The organism is Rhodococcus sp. 14-2470-1b (genome assembly GCF_002259415.1).
Lineage (GTDB): Bacteria > Actinomycetota > Actinomycetes > Mycobacteriales > Mycobacteriaceae > Rhodococcoides.
The window spans coordinates 32,748-54,949 of record NZ_NPFY01000004.1; the positions used below are offsets into that span (position 1 = coordinate 32,748).

The 22,202-nt window shown below is 64.9% G+C and carries 2 protein-coding genes; both read right to left on the minus strand.

Features of this window, described 5'->3' with window-relative positions; all coding sequences use genetic code 11:
* Positions 1–83 precede the first annotated feature (83 nt).
* Positions 84–15,971, minus strand: coding sequence for a non-ribosomal peptide synthase/polyketide synthase (locus tag CH293_RS01755; RefSeq protein ID WP_176459870.1), 15,888 nt, complete (start codon positions 15,969–15,971; stop codon positions 84–86).
* 337 nt (positions 15,972–16,308) lie between these two features.
* Positions 16,309–22,128, minus strand: coding sequence for a non-ribosomal peptide synthetase (locus tag CH293_RS01760; RefSeq protein ID WP_255122663.1), 5,820 nt, complete (start codon positions 22,126–22,128; stop codon positions 16,309–16,311).
* Positions 22,129–22,202 lie beyond the last annotated feature (74 nt).

Sequence of the window (22,202 nt, forward strand, 5' to 3'; positions counted from 1 at the left end):
AGAGCGGTCTACCTTGCCCACGATACTGTGGCGAACGCTTCCTCTCCGGTCGGGCTGGGCGTTTTGTGAAACTTCCCTGACCGTCAGTCTCGTCCGATCGCACCGGGAACCGACGGTGCGAGGGCCTCGCCGATGGTCACGGACGGGTCTATCGACACGGCGCCGAGAAGACGTGAGACGCCGGCTGCCAGTCGTTCCGCCGATTCTTCGCGAAACAGGTCGGTCGAATAGAGCACGGTCCCTGCCAGTGCGACGTCGCCTTCGTCACCCCGCACGTCCTGGAACACCAGCTGAAGTTCGTATTTACTGACCCCGTAGTCGACATCGACGGGTGTGATCCGCAGGCCCGGGAGTTCCAAGCCGGACCACCCGAGGTTCTGGAAACTGACCGTTGTCTGAACGGGCAATTCACCGGTGTCGACTCGGCTCAGCACGTCGTCGATGGGCACGTCTGCATTTTCGAGAGCACTCAGGTCGACGGCGCGGCTGTGCGCGAGCAGGTCGGTGAACGCGGAATCCGGGTCGATACGCGTTCGCAGCACCACCGAGTTGTTGAACTTCCCGATGAGCCCGTCGAGCTCTGCCTGCCCTCGGCCGGCAGTGGGAATTCGCACGGCGATGTCTCCGGACCCCGATTCGTGACCGAGCACTGCTGCTACAGCAGCGTGTACGGCCATGAACAGCGATGCGTTGTTCTCCGCGGCCAACGTTTCCACGGTTCGACGAACGTCCGCGGAAATCACGAAGCCGACGTGCGCACCCGACATCGTCACCGTCGCCGGACGCGCGTGATCGATCGGGACCCGTCCCGCTGATGCGAGGCCGTCCAATCGGGACCGCCAGTACTCGACCTGTCGGTGCGCCAGCGACTCAGGATCGTCGAGGTCACCCAGGACACCCCGAAGCCAGAGGGCATGGTCGGCGTACTGGATCGGCAACGGCTCCCACTCGGGCGTACGGCCGTCTGTTCGCGAGACGTACGCGGTCAGCACGTCCGCGGTCAGAGGACGCATCGAGAATCCGTCGCCGGCGATGTGGTGCACGACGAAGACGAGGACATGGTCCACCGGCGACACTCTCAACAACGCGGTGCGCACAGGAACCTCGGCGGTCACGTCGAAACGGGTCGCAGCTATGTTCTCGGCCGCTGAGACGATGTCGTCCTCGTCGACCTCGATCGGTTCGAGGTCGAGCCGAACCTCGTGGGCCGCGACTGTCTTCTGGTGTCCGACACCGTCGACATCCGGATAGACGGTTCGAAGTACCTCGTGCCTGTCGACGAGATCGAGTGCCGCCGCACGCAACGCGGAGACGTCCAGCTCTCCCTGCATCCGCACGGCCACGGGAATGTTGCGCGCGTGAGAGTGCGAGACTCGGTTCTCGGCCCACAGCCGCTCCTGATTGGGCGACAGCGGTACTACGGCGGGCCGCGTCGTGGGAACGATTCTCGGTCGTGGTTGCTCGAACTGCTCACCGCACACTCGATCGGCAAGCCCCTCGACTGTCGATACGTCGAAGAGGTGACGGAGCGGCACGGCCGAGTCGAGAGCGGCACCGATCCGACTGACCACGCGCGCTGCCACGAGCGAATTTCCTCCCAACTCGAAGAAGTCGTCGTCGAGACCCACTCTGTCGATGCCGAGTACATCGGCGAACACCCCGGCGACGAGCTGCTCCGTCGCAGTTCTCGGCGCACGGTATTCCGTTGCCCGGAACTCCGGCTCCGGCAACGCGTTCCGGTCGAGCTTTCCCGAGGCGCTGACGGGTAACCGTTCGGACAGCACGAACGCGGCCGGCACCATGTAGGCGGGAAGCCACTGCGCCAACGCACGCTCGAAGTCGACGGCGTGCAGCAGGTGGAGGTCACCCGCGACGTAACCGACGAGCCGGTCGCCGACACGCTCGTCGGCGCGTGCGACGACGACTGCGTCACGTACCCCACTGATCGACGACAGTACCGCTTCGATCTCGCCCAGTTCGATTCGCTGTCCGCGGATCTTGACCTGGAAGTCCGATCTCCCGACGTACTCGAGCGCACCGTTCGGCAGCCATCGGACGACATCTCCTGTGCGATACATACGCGCGCCCGAGCCCGACGGATCGGCCACGAATCGTTCCGCGGTGGTGCCGGGGCGATCGACGTACCCGCGGGCCAACTGACGACCACCGAGGTAGAGCTCGCCGACCACGCCCACCGGCACGGGCCGAAGCCGCGAATCCAAGACTGCAACAGTGGAATTCCACACCGGTGTTCCGATCGGCACGGTCGATTCGGCGACGGCGCCCGAGACATCACTGTCGGTCACATTATCACCGGAGACGACGAACGACGTTGCGTGAACGGTGAATTCGGTCGGGCCGTACAGATTGTGAATGCGCGCTTCGGGCAGAGCAGTACGGGCAGCGCGCGCGACACCCGGACCGAATGCTTCCCCGGCGACCAGAACATCCGTGAGCGAACGCAGACGCGCCGGGTCCGCGTGCTCGAGAAACGCCGACAGCATCGACGGGACGAACGATGTGGCAGTGACACCTTCGGACTCGACGACCGCAGCGAGGTATTCGGGATCTCGGTGGCCGTCGGGCTCCGCAATCACGAGTCGCGCACCGGAGGCCAAAGCACCGAACAACTCCCACACCGACACGTCGAACGTGAACGGAGTCTTGTGCAGCACCACGGAGTCGGGCCCGAGACCGTACTCGTCCACCAGCCACGAGATCTGGTTCACCGCCGCACCGTGCGATACGGCGACGCCCTTGGGCCTGCCCGTCGAACCCGATGTGAAGATCAGGTAGGCGCTCGTGCTCGTGGCCGGCACCGAAGGCCGAGCGACCACTCCCCCGTGCGCCGCGCCGCCAGGTACCGCGGAGTCGAGATCACGCACGGTGTGCACCGGCACCGATGACGATGCCACGAGGGCGATGTCCGCCTCACGGGCCACGATCGTCAGCGCAGGACGAACTGTTTCCAGCATGTACGCAATCCGATCCGCTGGACCGTCGGGGTCGACGGGCACGTAGGCGGACCCGGATCGGAGTACGCCGTAGAGCGCCACCATCATGTCGACCGACCGGCGAACCGCGACGGCCACAGGGACGTCGGGTCCAGCGCCGAAGGCGTGAAGACCGCGTGCCAGGCGCTCGACACGCTCGTCGAACTGGCGGTAGGTCAAGGACACCTCGTCGGACACGATCGCGATGTCGTCCGGCCGCAGGGCGACCTGCCGATCGAACCCGTCGAGCAGAGTGGCGGAGGCATCGGGCTCGTGTACCGCGCCCGCCGCGAACCCGGCGATGACCGCCGATTCGTCTCGCACGAGCACGTCCATGTTCCCGGCCACCGTGGTCGGATCTGCTGTTGCACCGCGCAACACCTTCACCAGACGTTCCGCGAAGGTCTCGATCGTCGACGCGTCGAACATGTCCACTGCGTAGGTGAGGACGACGCGGTAGTTCCGGTCGTCTCCGACGGAGTCGTCGGAGACCGTGACCTGAAGGTCCATCTTGGTCGATACCGTCTCGACGTCGAAGGCAGACACTCCGGCGCCGGGCAGTTCGAACGCATCCGACCGAAGGTTCTGGAATGCGAGCAATACCTGCACCAACGGATGTCGCCCCTGAACGCGTGGCGGATCCATGATCTCCACGACGCGCTCGAACGGTACGTCCGAGTGCTCGAATGCGTCGATGTCGCTCTGCCTCACCGACTCCAGCACTTCGGCGAACGATGCACCCATGTCCAGAGTCGTCCTGAGCACGAGGGTGTTCACGAACATCCCGATGAGGTCGTCCAGCGCCGCTTCACCGCGCCCGGCCGTGGGCGTACCGAGTGCGACGTCGTCGGTGCCGGACACCCGTGCGAGCAGGACGGCGAGCGCCGCATGGACCACCATGAACGGTGTCGCTCGATGGTCGGAGCCGACCTTGTCGATCGCGGACCGCAGTGCCGGCGACAGGAAGAACGTGTGTGTCGCACCGATACCCGACGCGACCGGGGGACGCGCCCGGTCCGATGGGATCTGCACTTCGGCCGGCAGCTCGGCAAGCCGAGTTCGCCAGAAGGATTCCTGGGTCGCAGCGACGGACTCGGGGTCCGACGGGTCGCCGAGCACGTCACGCTGCCACAGCGTGTAGTCGGCGTACTGTACGGCCAGCGGGTTCCATCCCGGTCCCCTGCCACCGGCGCGAGCCGCGTACGCGGTCATCAGGTCACGGGTCAGCGGCGCGATCGAGAAACCGTCCGCGGCGATGTGATGTACGACGACCGACACCACGTAACTGTCCTCCGACGTCCGGAAGAGACGCACACGGAACGGTTGCTCGTCGGTCACGTCGAACCCGCGTCCGAAGAACTGTCGTGCTGCATCGGCGACATCGCACTCGTCCACTGCGACAGGTTCGACATCGATCGAGATGTCCGACGCCGGCAGAACGGATTGGTAGCCGACTCCGTCGACGTCCGGGTAGATGGTTCTCAGAACTTCGTGACGCTCGACGAGGTCGGTCACCGCGGCAGCGAGGGCATGGACGTCCACGCGCCCGTTCACCCGGATCGCGATCGGTACGTTGTCGACCGCGGACGTGGGGTCGAGGCGGTTGAGGAACCACATCCGCTGTTGCGGCATCGACAGCGGAACCCGGTCCGGTCGCGGACGAGCCTGCAGCGGTGGGCGTCCCGCGGAGGCGATCGTCGCCAGTCCGGCTGCCACGGCCGCGACGTCGGACGACTCGAACAGCAGACGCACCGGAACCCGGCAGTGCAGCTGTGCACCCAGCCGGGCGACGACCTGCGTCGCGAGAAGCGAGTTGCCGCCGAGCGCGAAGAAGTCGTCTTCGGTTCCGACCGAGTCGACCCCGAGCACGTCCGCGAACACGCGCGCGACGGCTTCCTCGACCGGCGTCGTCGGTGCGCGGAAGGTGCGTGCTCGAATTTCCGGCTCGATCAAAGCACGTCGGTCGAGCTTGCCGGAGGCCCCCAGCGGTAGCTCGTCGATCGTCGCGATCGACGTCGGCACCATGTACGACGGTACGACGGATGCCAGCGCGGAACGGATGTCGTTGGCGTCGAGAGAATCCCCTTCGGGGACGACCCACGCGATCAGACGATCGTCGCGAACATCGACCACCGCTCGCGACACAGTCGGGAGTGCGAGCGTGGCGGCCTCGATCTCACCTAGTTCGATTCGCTGCCCGCGAAGCTTGATCTGGCCGTCGGATCGACCGATGTAGTGCAGCAGCCCGGCGGCATCCCGGAACACGAGATCTCCTGTCCGGTACAGTCGTCCGCCGGATTTCCACGGATTCGCCACGAAACGGTCGGCAGTGAGATCCGGCCGCCCGAAGTACCCCTCGGCCGACTGAGCGCCCGCGAGGTACAGCTCGCCGATCACGCCGACTCCACACGGGTGCACTCGAGCGTCCAGCACGTAGGCCGCGGTGTTCCACACCGGACGACCGATCGAAACACCGTGCGTCGCGTGGTCGTCGTCGATCACGGCATGTGCGGTGGCGTGCACGGTGAACTCGGTCGGGCCGTAGAGATTGTGCAGACGCGCCGACGGCAGGACACGTGCGGCTTTCGCGGCCACCGACACGTCGAACGCCTCCCCCGCGACGAGAACGGCGCGCAGGGTCGGCAAGGACTCGGCGGCGATGCGATCGACGAACGTCGACAGCATCGAGGGCACGAACGACGTCGCTGTCACCGATTCGGACTCGATCACCGATGCCAGATAGTCCGGGTCTCGGTGCCCGTCGGGCTCGGCGACCACCAGGGTCGCCCCGGATGCCAACGCGCCGAACAGCTCCCATACCGACACGTCGAACGTGAACGGCGTCTTCTGCAGCACGACGTCGTCGGGTCCGAGACCGTATTCTTCCACGAGCCAGGAGATCTGATTCACCGCTGCACGATGGGACACCGCCACGCCCTTGGGGCGACCGGTCGACCCCGACGTGAAGATGACGTACGCGGAGGATCGGCCGTCTGCTCTCGGCGTGGTCGTGCGCACGTCGGATTCGACCTCGAGCAGGGACTCGACGGAGATGGCCCCGTCACGCTCGACATCGACATCGGCCAGGACGAGCTGTGGGCGAACGACTCCCAGGATGTACTCGGTGCGGTCGGCGGGGTGGTCGGGATCGACCGGAACGTAGGCTGCGCCTGTGCGTACTACTGCGTAGACAGCGACGAGCATGTTCTCCGAACGCCTCATAGCCACCGCAACGGTGGACCCGACTCCGACTCCGTCCTCGGTCAACGCCGTCGCGACGAGCTGGACTCGTGCATCGAATTCGCGATAGGTCCACGACGTGTCACGGAAACGAACTGCCGTCGCGTCGGGACGGTCCTTCACCTGACGGTCGAACGCGTCGAGGAGAGTCGCATCGGCCTCGATGTCGCGGACCTGGCCTGCAGACATGTCGAGAACGCGGCTCCGCTCCGGTCCACCCAGCACATCGATGTCCCCCACGACGACGTCGGGATCCGAGACGACCGCATCGAGAATTCGGATCAATCGATCACCGAAGCCTTGGACGGTGGCTCGGTCGAACAGATCGGTCGCGTATGTGACGTCGATGCGATAGCCGCCGTCGGCGTCCCCGGCCACCGTGAGCTGAAGATCCATTCTGGCAGTTGCAGCGTCGAATTCGATTCCCGCGATGGACAATCCCGGAAGGTCGATCGAGCCCGACGCATGATTCTGGAATGCCAACATCACCTGCACCAGCGGGTGATGAGCTTGCGACCGTGGTGGATCGAGCACCTCGACGAGCCGCTCGAACGGCATGTCGGTGTGATCGAGGGCGTCGATATCCGTACGACGCACCGCCCTCAGAAAATCCGAGAATCGTGCGCCCGACTCGACCTGGGTACGCAGAACGAGAGTTCCGACGAACATTCCGACCAGATCGTCGAGCGCTGCGTCCCCGCGGCCGGCCACCGGGGTCCCGACGGCGATGTCGGTGGTTCCGGACATCCTCGACAGCACTACGGCGAGCGCAGCGTGGACCACCATGAACGGGGTCGCGGAACGTGCACGCGCGAGCTCGTCGAGACGTCGTCGGCTCGGGGCATCGACGACGAAGGTGTGCATCGCACCGACTCCGGTGGCCACCGGAGGGCGTCGGCGGTCCGTAGGAAGGTCCAGCAGCGCTGGGAGATCACGCAATCGGTCGATCCAGTAGGCCTCCTGGGTCGCCAGCAGCGACTGCGGGTCGCTCTCGCTGCCGAGGATCTCGCGTTTCCACAACGTGTAGTCCGCGTACTGAACCGGCAGCGCCGACCACTGGGGTTCGAGCCCTGTGGTTCGCGCCGAATAGGCGAGTACGAGGTCACGCGTGAGCGGGCCGACCGAGTATCCGTCGGCGGCGATGTGATGAACGACGACCACCAGGACGTGGTCCGAGGCGTCGACCTCGAGCAGCCTCATCCTCAGCGGAGGTCGTGCTGTCACGTCGAAACCGTCGGCGAAGAGTTCGAACGCGGACGGCAGAATCGCGTCCGCGTCGATCGAGCACGGGACGAGGTCGACGTCCACTGCATCGACTGTACGAATGTCTTGGTAACCGACCCCGTTGTCCTCCGGATACGCAGTTCGCAGGATCTCGTGGCGCTCGACGACGTCCTCGATCGCTGCCCGCAACGCGTCGATGTCCAGTTGCCCGTGCAGACGGATGGCCATCGGAATATTGTTCTGCGCCGAGGTCGGGTCGAGCCTGTTCAGGAACCACATGCGCTGCTGCGCCGGGGACAACGGTACCCGCGCAGGCCTCGGCCGCGCGGTGAGTGGGGCGACCTGGTTCCCGGCGGACGTGCCCACTGCTGCAGCGAGCGCTTCGACCGTCGACGACTCGAACAGGACACGAACGGCGATTCTGACGCCCAGCGCTGCGGCGATGCGTGCCAGAGCTTGCGTCGCGGTGAGCGAGTTGCCTCCGAGCTCGAAGAAGTCGTCGTCCAGTCCGACCGTGTCTGCTCCCAGAAGTTCGGAGAACACTTCTGCAACAGTCTGCTCGGCAGCGTTTCGCGGAGCGCGGAACGGTCTGAGTTCGACCTCCGGCTCGGGCAGTGCGCGGCGGTCCAGCTTTCCCGATGGGCCGAGGGGAAGCGCGTCGAGCACGAGCACCGCGGAGGGCACCATGTACTGGGGAAGAACTCGCCGGAGTGAAGACACCAACTCGGTTGTGTCCACCTCCGGTTCCGGACGCAGCGGAACGACGTAGGCCACCAGGCGGTCGTTCCGAACCGTCGCCACTGCATGCGAGATCTCGGGCGCGGAGGCCAGAGCCGCTTCGATCTCGCCGAGTTCGATGCGTTGACCCCGCAGTTTGACCTGAAAATCGGAGCGTCCCACGTAGGTGAGCACTCCTCCGGAGTTCCACCGCACGAGATCGCCCGTGCGGTACATCCTGGACGCAGGATCGAACGGGTTCGCGACGAACCGGTCCGAGGTCAGGTCGCTACGGCCGTGGTAGCCACGCGCGAGTTGCGTCCCGGCGAGATACAGCTCGCCGATCACGCCGACGGGAACGGGTTGCAACCGCGAATCCAGCACGTATGCAGAGCAATTCCACACGGGAACCCCGATCGGGATGCCTGTCCCGAACTCGTCGCCGGTTCCGACGGTGTGCGCAGTGGCGTGCACCGTGAACTCGGTCGGCCCGTAGAGATTGTGCAGACCGACCGACGGCAGCACCGAACGTACGGACGATGCCACCGTGCCGGGGAACGCCTCGCCCGCGACGAGAACGTGCCGAAGACTTCTCGCCCGGAATGCGTCGACGTGCGACACGAAGACTGCGAGCATTGCGGGGACGAAGGATGTGGCCGAGATGCCCTTCGTCTCGATCACCGAGGCCAGGTATTCGGGGTCACGGTGACCGTCCGGCTCTGCCACCACCATCCGCGCACCGACTGCGGTGGCGCCGAACAGTTCCCACACCGACACGTCGAAAGTGAACGGCGTCTTCTGCAGTACGACGTCGTCTGCGGTGAGCTCGTATTCGCCCGTCAACCATGCGAGTTGTCCGACGACGGACGAGTGCGATACGGCCACCCCTTTGGGGCGTCCGGTCGATCCAGAGGTGAACAGAATGTAGGCGGAGTTCTCCGGACGGAGAGGGGCACGACGGTCCGAATCGGTGAGCCGCGCGCTCGACAAGTGAGCCAACGGCAGCGTGTCGACATCGACTGTGTCGACGTCGACCGTGTCCACCCAGAAATTTTCGGTCGATCTGGTCAGCACTGCAGTCGCTTTCGCGATCTCCAGAATGTACCCGACCCGGTCCGACGGCTGGTCGGGGTCGATCGGGACGTAGGCAGCGCCAGACCGCAGTACTGCATACAACGCAACCATCATCTCGACCGAGCGCCGCATGGCAACGGCAACGGTGCGCTCAGGCCCTGCTCCGATCGAGACCAGGTAGCGCGCGAGCCTGTTGATGCGCTCGTCGAAGTCGGCGTACGTCACGTGCGTGTCACCGAACTCGATGGCAACGGCGTCCGGGCTGCTGTCCACCCGGGAGGAGAACTCGTCCAGCACGAGACTGCCTGACTCGACGACATGACCTGTCCGATTCCATGACTTCAGGATTCGTGCTCGTTCGTTGTCGCCGAGAATGTCGATGTCGCCCACGATCGTGGTCGGGTCCTCCACCACGGCGCCCAGGATTCTGCCGAGCGATCGGGAGAAAAACGCGACTGTCGATTCGTCGAACAGGTCGGTCGAGTAGGTCGTCGAGACATCGTATCCGGCAGGAGTGCCGTCGGGGTTCCACCGTTCGACGACCGTCACCTGCAGATCCATCTTTGCCGTCGTCGACCCGATATCGACGGCGGACACCGCGAGACCGGGCAGCTCGAAGTGGGACCGAGGAGCGTTCTGGAACGCGAGGAGAACCTGCACCAGCGGATGACGGCCCTGAGACCGCGGAGGGTCGACGACTTCGACGATCCGCTCGAAGGGCACGTCCGCGTTCCCGAAGGCCGTCAGATCGACGTCGCTCACCTCGTGCAGCAGATCGCTGAACGCAGCGTTCGCCGGAACTGTGGTCCGCAGAACGAGGGTGTTGACGAACATGCCGACCAGATCGTCCAGCGCCGCGTCGCCACGCCCTGCCACCGGCGTTCCGACAGCAATGTCCGTGGACCCGGAGAGCCTGGACAGAAGAACAGCGAGCGCGGTGTGCACCACCATGAACGGCGTGGAACGGTACTCGTGCGCAAGGCGGCCGATTCCGGCGTGCGTATCCGCACCGATCGTCTCGGTGATCGCACGTCCGACACCCGAGGCCACGAGCGGGCGCACACGGTCCGTCGGCAATTCGAGCTGCTCCGGTGAACCGACCAGATGCTTGCGCCAGAACTGTTCCTGACGTGCCCGCGTGGAGCGGGCGTCGTCCGGATCACCCAGTGATTCCAGCTGCCACAACGTGTAGTCGACGTACTGCACAGGAAGCGGCGACCAACCGGGTTCGTTGCCGCCGACACGAGATGCGTACGCGATCATCACGTCTCGGGCCAGCGGGGCCATCGAGAATCCGTCGGCGGCGATGTGATGCGTCACGAGAACGAGAACGTGCTCGTTGTCGGACACGCGCAGAATGCGCGTGCGTAGCGGAACGGCGGTCCGCACGTCGAAGGGACGCCCCACGAACCCGGCGATCTCGCCGATGAGCGCAGTGTCGCCGATCGTGTGAACGTCGAGGTCCAGGTCGACCCGACCGGGAGGAAGGACGAGTTGGGTTCCGATTCCGTCGACTTCGGGATAGACGGTTCTCAGCACTTCGTGCCGACCGAGCACGTCGTGCACCGCCGAGCTGAGAGCAGCGACGTCGAGGTCGCCCGACAACCGAACGGCGACGGGGATGTTCTCGGCACCGGATTCCGGATTCAATCTGTTCAAGAACCACATTCGCCGTTGGGCAAGGGACAGCGGGACGATGTCCGGTCGCTCACGGCGCGCCAGCGTCACCGCGCCTCCGCTACCTGCGTGCTGCTCGATCCTCGACGCGAGAGCAGACACGGTTGGATCCTCGAACACCGTGCGCACGGGAACCTGCGTGTCCAGTGCAGTACCCAAACGTGCAGCCAGTCGGGTCGCCATCAGCGAGTTTCCCCCGAGCACGAAGAAGTCGTCGTCGGCGCCGACGCGCTCGATGCCCAGAAGGTCTGCCACTGCCGCGGCGACGGTCTCCTCGACAGGAGTTGTCGGGGCTCGGAAGCGCGCGGTCTCGAACACCGGCCGAGGCAGTGCGCGTCGGTCGATTTTGCCGTTCACGGTCAACGGGAACGCATCGAGGACGACGACTGCCGACGGAACCATGTAGGAGGGAAGTCGCTGGGAAACCGCCTTGTTCACGTCGTCCGCGGCGAGGTCGGCGACGACGTAGCCGACCAACTGAGTACCCAGCGTGCGGTCGGACAGGTCGACGGCCACCGCATCGCGGACACCTGGAACCGAGCGAAGCGCTGCCTCCACATCGCCCAGTTCGATTCTGAACCCGCGGATCTTGACCTGGAAGTCGGCTCGACCCACGTAGTCGAGGACACCTTGCCTCGTCCACCGCACGAGATCACCCGTCGCATACATGCGTCCGCCCACCCCGAACGGATCCGCGACGAACGTGCGAGACGTGACGCTCTGGTTGCCGTGGTACCCACGCGCGAGTTGCGCTCCGGCGACGTACAGTTCACCGATCACGCCATCGGGAACCGGCTCGAGCCTCTCGTCGAGAACGTACACGCGCGAGTTCCATTCGGGAAGTCCGATCGGAACCGTGTCGGCCGGTTCAGCCGACACCCGGTGGCTCGTGACCGACACCGCCGTCTCGGTGGGACCGTACAGATTGTCGAGCCGGACGTCGTTCTCGCGGAGTGTGTCCTGCGCCAGACGTGGCGGGAAGACCTCACCGATCACGAGAACACGCAGGAGGGAATCGGACAATCCGCTCGTCACAGCGAGCGCCGACAGCATCGAGGGAACCACATAGAGAGTCGTGATGGCGTTGGCTACCGCAAGTTCGCCCAGATACTGGGCATCACCGTGACGATCGGCGTCGGACAGAACCACGCGTCCGCCCACCGTCGTCATCGACCACAACGCCCACACGGACAGATCGAACGTCGCCGGCGTCGCGAGAAGCGTCGAATCCGAGGACGTCAGCTCGTACTCGTGCTGCAGCCAGAGCAGCTGATTGACCACGGCTTCATGGCTCACCGCAACACCTTTGGGTACGCCGGTCGAACCCGAGGTGAAGATCACGTACGCGGTGTTCGACGGACGAAGTGGCGCTGTTCGCTCGCTGTCGACGATCGGCGTGGACGGCGTCGCGTCGAGATCGACGGTGTCCGTGGTGATGATGGGGCAGTCCACCTCGGAACGGAAACCGACTGCGGACGTCGTCAGTACGGCTGCGGTCCCCGATGTGCTCAGAATGTGGTCGATGCGGGTCGACGGTTGCGAGGAATCGATCGGTACGTAACCGGCACCCGATTTGACCACCGCGTACATCGCGACGAGCAGATCGACCGAGCGAGGATATACAAGTGCCACCAACGATTCGGGGCCGATGCCGAGCGAGATGAGATGGCGTGCGAGCCGATTGACGCGTCGGTCGAATCGTCCGTAGGTCCACTCGGCGCCGTCTGCATCGACGATTGCCACTGCGTCCGGTGCCGAGTCGACGCGCAGGTCGAACAGCGAGACCAGGGTGGCCGACGGATCGGTCTCGCGCGCCGTGAGATTTCTGGTCTCGACGATGTCGCGGGTCGCCTCCACACCGATCAGGTCGATGTCGCCGACCGTGACGGCCTGGTCCGTCGTGACGGCAGCCAAAACCCTGACGTACTGCTCCGCTATCGACGCTGCAGTCGAGCGATCGAACAGCGCGGACGAGTAGGTCAGTGCAGCCTGCATTCCCGCCGGCGCCCCGTCCTCGGCATACGCATCCGACACGACGAGGTGGAGGTCGAACTTGGACACGCTCCCCTCCGCGTCGACTGCCGACACAGTGAGATCGGGCAACTCCAGCGACGTGCGTGCCAGATTCTGGAAGGACAGACCCACTTGGAACAGAGGGTGGCGCGCGGTCGATCTCACCGGTTCCAAGGCTTCGACGAGTGCCTCGAAGGGCACGTCTGCATGGCCCAGTGCTTCGAGATCGGTGTCTCGGACCGATGCCAGCAGTTCGGCGAACGAACCGCCGGTGTCGACCGCGGTTCTGAACACCACGGTGTTGGCGAACATTCCGATCAAGTCGTCCAGCTCTGCATTGCCTCGGCCCGCGATCGGCGATCCGATCGCAATGTCGTCCGATGCCGACAGTCGAGCGAGCAACACCGCCCATGCCGCATGCACGATCATGAACAGCGACGCGTTGTGTCCGCGCGCGACGTCCGACAGTCGTGAGTGCAGTTCGGCATCGACTTCGAACGCGATCTCACCGCCCGCCAGAGACTGCACCGGGGGTCGTGGCCGATCGAACGGCAACGCCAATTGATCCGGGAGCCCGGCCAGTTCGGCTGTCCAGAACTGTGTTTGAGCGTAGGCGAGACTTCCCTCGACCTTGTCGCTTCCGAGCATTCGTCGCTGCCACAGCGTGTAGTCCGCGTACTGCACCGGAAGTGGCGCCCATGCAGGTTCGTCCCCGTGAACGCGAGCCGAATAGGCCGTCATGATGTCGCGTGTCATCGGCCCGATCGACGATCCGTCGGCCGAGATGTGATGCACGACGACGACGAGCACGTGTTCGGTCGCGGAGATGTCGAACAACGACACGTGCAGCGGCACCTCGCGCGCCACATCGAACGCGACATCGAGATGCGCAACCACGTCCGCGACCACAGCGCTTTCGGTGGTGTGCACCCTGGCCACCTCGACCGCCCCGTCGGCAGCATCGAGGATCACCTGGTGTGGGCCCAGATCGTCCGAAGGGTAGTACGTCCGGAGCGACTCGTGGCGTGCAACGAGGTCGGCGACGGCCAGATCGAGAGCGTCGGCGTCCAAGTGGCCGGACAGCCGAACGGCGACCGGGATGTTGTAGGCAGACGAGTCCGGATCGAACCTGTTCAGGAACCACATCCGCTGTTGCGCCAGCGACAGTGGGATCCTCGCGGGCCGGTCTGCTGCGACCAAGTGCTCGGTGTGCTCCTCGGCGAGGGTTTCGATTTCGCGTGCCAAGCCGGCCACCGTGGGCGAGTCGAACAACAAACGAGCGGGCACGCGGCGGTCGAGCCGCGATCCGACACGGGCTGCGACCTGCGTTCCGATCAGCGAGTTTCCACCGAGTTCGAAGAAGTCGTCGTCCGCGCCCACCCGGTTGCGGCCGAGCAGTTCCGCATAGACGGCGGCAACTGCTTTCTCGACGAACGTCGACGGTTCGCGGAACTCACGCACGGTGAACTCCGGCCGCGGCAGTGCAGAACGATCCACTTTGCCTGCACCCGTGAGCGGCACATGGTCGATCAGCACGATTGCCGACGGAATCATGTGCGACGGCAGTGACCGGCCCGCCCACTCTTTCAATTCAGCGGCGTCGGGCGCTGCGGAATTCGAGGGCAGAACGTAGGACGCCAGCGCAGTGGTCCCGGCACCGGCGTCGACGCCTGTCGTGAGGGAGAAATCGACCTTCGGATGGGAACGAAGGACGGCGTCGATCTCACCGAGCTCTATTCGGAATCCGCGAATCTTCACCTGGAAGTCGTTGCGGCCCAAGTACTCCAGATCGCCGGATGACGTAGTGCGGACAAGGTCGCCCGTCCGGTACATACGTCCACCGGAGGAATCGCGCGGGTCGGCCACGAATCGCGCCGCGGTCAACGACGAGCGACCGTGATATCCCCTTGCCACACCGGGTCCGGCAAGGTACAACTCCCCCGCGACCCCCGGTGGAACAGGCGCGAGACGCGCGTCGAGGACGTGAGCGCGCATACCGTCGACAGGGCGGCCCATCGTCACAGGGGAACCGTCCTGGATCGGATCGGACATCGTCGCGAAGATCGTGGCCTCGGTGGGTCCGTACCCGTTGATCAGCGACCTGCCGGGTGCCCACCGCGCGACCAGATCGGCCCCGAAGTCCTCACCTCCGACAACGAGAGCCTCCAGGTCGTCGAGTCCGTTGCCGTCCACCGATGTCAGGGCCGCAGGGGTCGAGAAGCCGTGCGTGACGCGTTCTCGGCGAAGCAATTCGACGAGTTCGTCGCCGCCGTAGTTGTCCGGAGGCGCGATCACCATCGTCCCGGACGAGCCGATCGCGATCAGGTAGTCGAACACCGACACGTCGAAGCTGGGCGAGGTGAAATGCAGTGTCCGCGAACGGGGGGTCAAGTCGAGTGCCCTGACCGCCTGAGCGCACAGGGCGGCCAGCCCCGAATGCGTCACCACCACACCTTTCGGCGTGCCCGTCGAACCGGAGGTGTAGATGAGATAAGCGGGGTTCTCGGCACGCAAGGTACCGGTCCGTTCGCTCGTGGACACCGGCTCGTCGGACAGTTCCACCAGGCGCGCCAGCGTCTCGTTGTCGTCGAGTGCGGTCCACGCGCACGCATTCGGTAGCCCGGACGGGTGCGTGGTCGACGACGACAGATGCTCGGTGAGGGTGAGTCCTCGGCTCGCGCCCGAGTCGGTGATCATGTGGCGGATGCGTTCGGCCGGGTAGGACGGGTCGACCGGCAGGAAGGCGCCTCCCGATTTCACGACGGCCCACACTGCGACGATCGACTCGATCGATCGAGTCAGAGCGAGTGCGACGACGACTTCGGGACCGACTCCGCCGGCGATGAGGTGCCGTGCCAGCCTCGAGGACCGGGCGTCGAGTTCGGCGTACGTGACCGTCCGCTCGCCGTCGACTATCGCGACGGCGCTCGGATCTCGTTCGACCGCGGTACTCAGCAACGCCGGTAGCAGCGTGACCCGACTACGGGTCGGTCTACGCCCCCGCTGCCCGCGATCCTTTCGTTCACCTTTCACTCGGTCACTCGACGACGTGGACCGCGAACTCATACGTGAACAACCCCTCGACCGTGCTCGTTGGACGACGCCTCGTGGCCAGGTCGCCCGCCGTTCGTCATGGGCAGGCTTCGTTGGAACCTTCCCACCCGGACTGGACGAACTATTACAACACGATTACGAAACGGTTCGGCGAACGCCCGCCGACCGCGCGGCGAACAGCGCACAAGCCAAGTCACACTGAGGTTTTGGATCCTTCAACAACTGCCCGAACAAGCACTACACAGTCGAATGTCCGAAATAACGGGATACGAGTCGTCTCCAATAGTTCATAACAATACATTCGATTGTTTACGTACTATTTCGACGTGTTCACCACTTTCGAGACGACGGCCAATGCGTGAGCGGATGCCATTCCCCAGTGAGTTTCGTCGACCACATGATTGTCCACACGGCCGGTGAGGAAGGGTTGCCATCCGTCCGCGCCGACACTGCCCGTCGAATCGTCTTCTCCGGCGGTGAAGTACACCAGGTCACCGTCGAAGACCTCGGGTACGTGCCCGACCAGCAGAGAGCGTGCCTGCTCTGCGCCGGAAACCACGGCAGTTATTCGCTCCGCCGAGATCTCGGAGAACGGAGCAGGAAGAGTGGCAACCGCGGCAGCTATGGACTCCGCAGTGACGTCCGAACCGTCGAACGTGGCGTCCGGTAAGAGTGCGCCGAACAGATGCGCCATCGTCACGGGGGTGGCGCGCGCAGCGACGTCGGCTGCTTCCTGGGATCCGCCCAGCGCGCTGTCCATCATCGCCAGGAGCCGAACAGTGCTCCCCTGTTGCTGCAAGCGCACTGCGACGGCATGAGCCAGGACACCCCCGAGCGACCATCCCAGGAGTTCGTACGGACCCTCCGGTTGAACGCGTCGAATTTCGTCGACGTACCTGTCGGCCCAGTCCGCTATGGATCTCGGAGCCCACTCGGGCTCCGTCAGTGCCGGTGACTGCAGTGCGGTGATGCCGATGTCGGACGCCAGCGTCTGTGCCAACCCTCCGAACGACCACGACACACCCACTATCGGATGGAAACACCACAGTCGACGACCGGACGACGAGGGTCGTATCGGCAACACGACGTCCAATGCTGTCCGGGCGTCCGTATGCGCCGGTCCCTCGTCGATTCTGCTCGCCAACGCGTCGACCGTCGATCCCGAGAACATCCACAGCAACGGGACCTGGAAGCCGACCGCCGTGCTCAACCGACCCACGATCTGGGTGGCCACCAACGAATTGCCACCCAATTCGAAGAAGTCGTCGTCGAGGCCGACCTGCTCGACTCCGAGCACGTCCGCGAACACGTCGGCCACCGTCTGCTCTGTCGGCGATGTCGGTGCACGGAACTCACGCACCTCCATCTCGGGCTCGGGTAACGCAGCACGGTCGAGCTTTCCGTTGACGTTCCGAGGCAACTCGTCCAGCACGACGAACGCGGCCGGGATCATGTACGACGGAAGCCGTTCGGCCACCGCCCCTTTCACCGCACCTGGATCGACGTCACCCGACGATCCCACGACGTACGCGACCAGGCGATCACCCAACCGATCGTCCGACCGCGCCAGAACGGCGACGTCGCGAATTCCGGACACTCCGGCGACCACGGACTCGATCTCGCCCAGTTCGATTCGGAATCCACGAATCTTGACCTGGAAGTCACTGCGTCCGACGTAGTCGAGCACTCCGTCGGCTCGCCACCGGACCAGATCACCGGTGCGGTACATCCGCTCACCACTCCCGGCAGGATCGGCGACGAAACGATCCGCCGTCAGATCGAACCGACCCTGATAGCCCCGAGCCAATTGCACTCCGGACAGATACAGCTCGCCCACGACGCCGACAGGAACCGGATGTAGACGCGAATCCAACACCGCTACACGACAATTCCACTCCGGCCGGCCGATCGGTACGACGGAGTCGATCGGAAGCTCGAGCTGGATCGACGTGACCGACACCGCGGCCTCGGTAGGACCGTACACATTGTCCAAGCGGAGGTTTCCGCCGCCGAGCACCGTCCGCGCAGTCGATGCGGGCAGCGCCTCGCCGATCGCCAGTACCCGTCGGATCGACGGCGGCAACGCCCCACCCGATGCCTCCACCATCGCCGCGAGCACCGACGGCACGACGTGCAATGTCGTCACTGCTTCGTGCTGCACGAGCGTCGACAGATACACCGGATCGCGATGCCCGTCCGCAGTAGCGATCACCAGGCGACCACCCACGACCACCCACGACCACAACTCCCACACCGACAGGTCGAACGTCGCGGCAGTCTTGAGCAGGAAGACGTCGGACTCGTCCAGTTCGTACTCGGCGCGCGTCCATTCGAGCTGATTGACCACCGAACGATGCGACACCGCGACCCCCTTGGGGCGGCCGGTCGAACCGGACGTGAAGATCACGTACGCGGTGTTGTCCGGACGCAACGGCACCGTTCGATCCACATCCGTCACCGCAGTACCGTCGACGCCGCCGAGGTCCAGATTCTCGACGTCCACGACCCGCTGTCCGGCCGGAATCGACGCACGGGCGAACTCGGCACCGTCTCCACCGGCGATCAACACCACCACGGGCGCGGCGGACCCGACGATGTATTCGACACGGTCCGCGGGCTGATCCGGATCGACGGGCACGTACGCACCGCCGGCCTTGACCACCGCGAACATCGCCCGCACCATCACCTCCGACCGGCGCATGGCGACCGCGACCGTGGATTCGGGCCCGACACCACACGAAATCAGATACCGAGCAAGACGATTCACGCGTTCGTCGAATTCCCGGTAGGACCACGACCGATCCCCGAACGTCAACGCGATCGCATCCCGGCGACTCGACACCGCCGAGTCGACAGCGGTCACCAGAGTCGCCCCCGGATCGATCTCGTGCGCCGTCTCGTTCCACGTCACCAGCGTGAACTCGCGCTCACTCACGCTCATGATGTCCACATCGCCCACGACGGCCTCGGGGTCCGACGCCACCGCAGTCACGAACGCAACGAACCGATCCACGATCGACCGGGCGGTGTCCTCGTCGAACAGCGCCGTCGCGTACTTCAGGGTGGCGCCCATCCCTGCTGCAGTACCGTCCTCGTCGTATTGGTCGGAGACGATCAGGTGCAGATCGAACTGCGCGACCTCCGCGTCCGCATCGACCGCGGACACCGACAGTCCTGGCAGTTCGAGCACCGCCTTCTCGATGTTCTGAAACGACAGACCGACCTGGAACAGCGGATGCCGTGCGGTGGACCGCGCAGGGTTGAGCACCTCGACGAGCCGCTCGAACGGAACGTCCGCGTGCGCCAGTGCACGGACATCCACCTCGCGCACAGCAGCCAACGTCCGCTCGAAACTCGCCGACGGATCCACCTCGGTCCGAAAGACCAACGTGTTCGCGAACATTCCGATCAGCTCGTCCAAGGCAGCTTCACCACGACCTGCGATCGGCGACCCGACTGCGATGTCCACCGAACCGGACAGCCGCGCCAACACGCTCGCCCACGCCGCATGCACCGCCATGAACAACGTCGCGTTGCTCGACCGTGCAGCCCCCGTCAACGACTCCTGGATCGAGGCGTCGATCGAGAAATCGATCTTCCCGCCGGCAAAGGACTGCACAGCAGGTCGCGGCCGATCCGTCGGCAACTCCAACTGATCCGGAAGCCCGGCGAGCTCCTGCTTCCAGAACGACAACTGCTCGAACGCAACCGATCTCGGATCATCTTCGGAACCGAGAACTTCACGCTGCCAAATCGCGAAGTCCGCGTATTGAGCCTCCAGCGGCGCCCACCCCGGAGCCTCACCGGCAGACCGAGCACCGTACGCAACCATTACATCGCGGGTCAACGGACCCATCGATCCACCGTCGGCGGAGATGTGCTGAACCACCAACGCCAACACGTACTCGGTCTCCGACAACCGGTACAACCGCACCCGAACCGGCACCTGAGCGGTGACATCGAAGGACGTCGCCGCCAATGCTCGCACCACGGAAACGATCTCACCAGGATCGACATCGACGACCTCGAGATCGACACCAGCCTGGGCAGCGGGCAGAATTTTCTGCACCGGCCCCGACTCGTCCTCGGGATACAACGTCCGCAACGGCTCGTGCCGCGCCACCACGTCGTCGATCGCTGCACGTAATGCATCGACGTCCAGAGCACCCGACAACCGGATCGCGACGGGAATGTTGTACGCAGCCGATTCCGCGTCGAACCGATTCAAGAACCACATGCGCTGCTGCGCCAACGAAACCGGAATACGATCAGGACGCGGCAGCTCTCCCAATGCGATACGGCGAGCAGCTCCTTCCCGCGCGTCGACAGCCCGAGCGAGCCCGGCGACCGTGGAATCCTGAAACACCTCACCCGCAGCGATGTTGACGTCCGTGGCAGCGCCGATTCTCGCCGCGAGTCTGGTCGCGGACAGGGAATTACCGCCCAGTTCGAAGAAGTCGTCGTCGAGCCCGACCTGCTCGATCCCGAGAATCGTCGAGAACACCGCTGCCACTGCGCGCTCGGACGCGGTTTCGGGAGAACGATAGTGACGACTCGCGAACACCGGTTCGGGAAGCGCGTCACGGTCGAGCTTGCCCGACGGGGTGAGCGGAACGGTGTCGATCTGCATGATCGATGCGGGCACCATGTGTTTGGGCAGCACACCACCGGCGAATGCCGTGAGCTGGGCGGTATCGATCTCGTGGCCTACGACCGGACGGACGTAGGAAACGAGCGCGGTGTCTCCGGTCGGTCCAGGAACTCCGACGGTCACCGCGAACGCCACGGAGTCGTGCGAGGACAACGCGGTGTCGATCTCGCCGAGTTCGATACGGAACCCGCGGACCTTGACCTGGAAGTCGTTCCGCGCGAGATATTCGAGAGCACCGGATGCCGTGACACGAACGACATCTCCCGTTCGGTACATACGTGTTCCCTGATCGGCCGACGGATTCGCGACGAAGCGAGACGAGGTCAAGCCCGGACGTGACTCGTACCCACGCGCCAGTCCGGCGCCGTCCAGATACAGCTCACCGGCGACGCCGGCCGGAACGGGGCGCAACCGTCGATCCAGAACGTGCGCTGTCGTTCCGACGATCGCCTTGCCGATGACCACGGGATCTCCAGGCCTCAATGCCGGAGAGATGGTGCTGGCGACGGTTGATTCCGTCGGCCCGTAGGCGTTGAAGAAGGACCGGCCGGGCGCCCACGCCTCGACGAGTTCGGGTGGGCAGCTTTCACCGCCGACCACGACGGTTACCAAGTCGTCCAGGTCGACCGGTTCCACCGACGCCAGGGCCGCGGGTGTGACGAACGCGTGGGTGATGCGGTTCCGTCGAAGGAAGGCACCCAATTCCGCTCCGCCGTAGATGTCGGTCGGTGCCACGACCATCGTGGAACCGGCGGCAACGGCCATCGACAGCTCCAGCACCGACGCATCGAAGCTCGGTGATGCGAAGTGCAGTGTGCGGGCCTGGCTGGTGAGCCCGTAGTCGGCCTTCTGCGCGGCCGTGAGGTCCGCGAGTCCACGATGGGTCACCACGACGCCCTTGGGCAGTCCCGTCGAGCCCGACGTGTAGATCAGGTACGCCGGATTGTCGCTACGGAGCACTGCGGTCCGATCCGACACCGTGATCCGTTCGTCGGAGACGCCGGCCACCTCGGTCTGAAAACCTGCGTCGTCGAGGACCGTCCACGCACACTCGTCGGGTAGTGAGTCCCGAAACCTACTGGTGGTCAGGCCGACTCGCGCGCCGGAGTCCGAGATCATGTGCTGCACACGGTCCGCTGGATACGTGGGGTCGACGGGCAGGAACGCGGCTCCGGTCTTGGCGACGGACCACACCGACAGCACCGAATCGAGTGACCGCGTCATCCCGATCGCGACCACCGATTCCGGCCCGATTCCGGACGAGATCAGCACGCGCGCGATCCGGGACGATCTACGATCCAACTCGGCGTAGGACAGCTCGACGTCTCCCGCTACCAGCGCGGTGTGCGACGGGTCCAGTTCGACGGCCGCCGCGAGCAACTGGGGCAGCAGCGGAGACGAGTTCCGGACCCTGCGGGGTCGTGGAGGCCTGGGTCTGCGCGTCGACCGTGCACGGTCGACATCCGAGGGTCGGTCGTCGCTCATGCGTCGCGGTCCGTGCGGTAGCCGGTGCAGTCCATGCAGTACACGATGTCCATTTTTGCTGACTGCACGTACAC

Coding starts and splice junctions, on each gene's coding strand:
- CH293_RS01760 (WP_255122663.1), bottom strand. CDS start 22,128: ATGAGCGACGACCGACCCTCGGATGTCGACCGTGCACGGTCGACGCGC.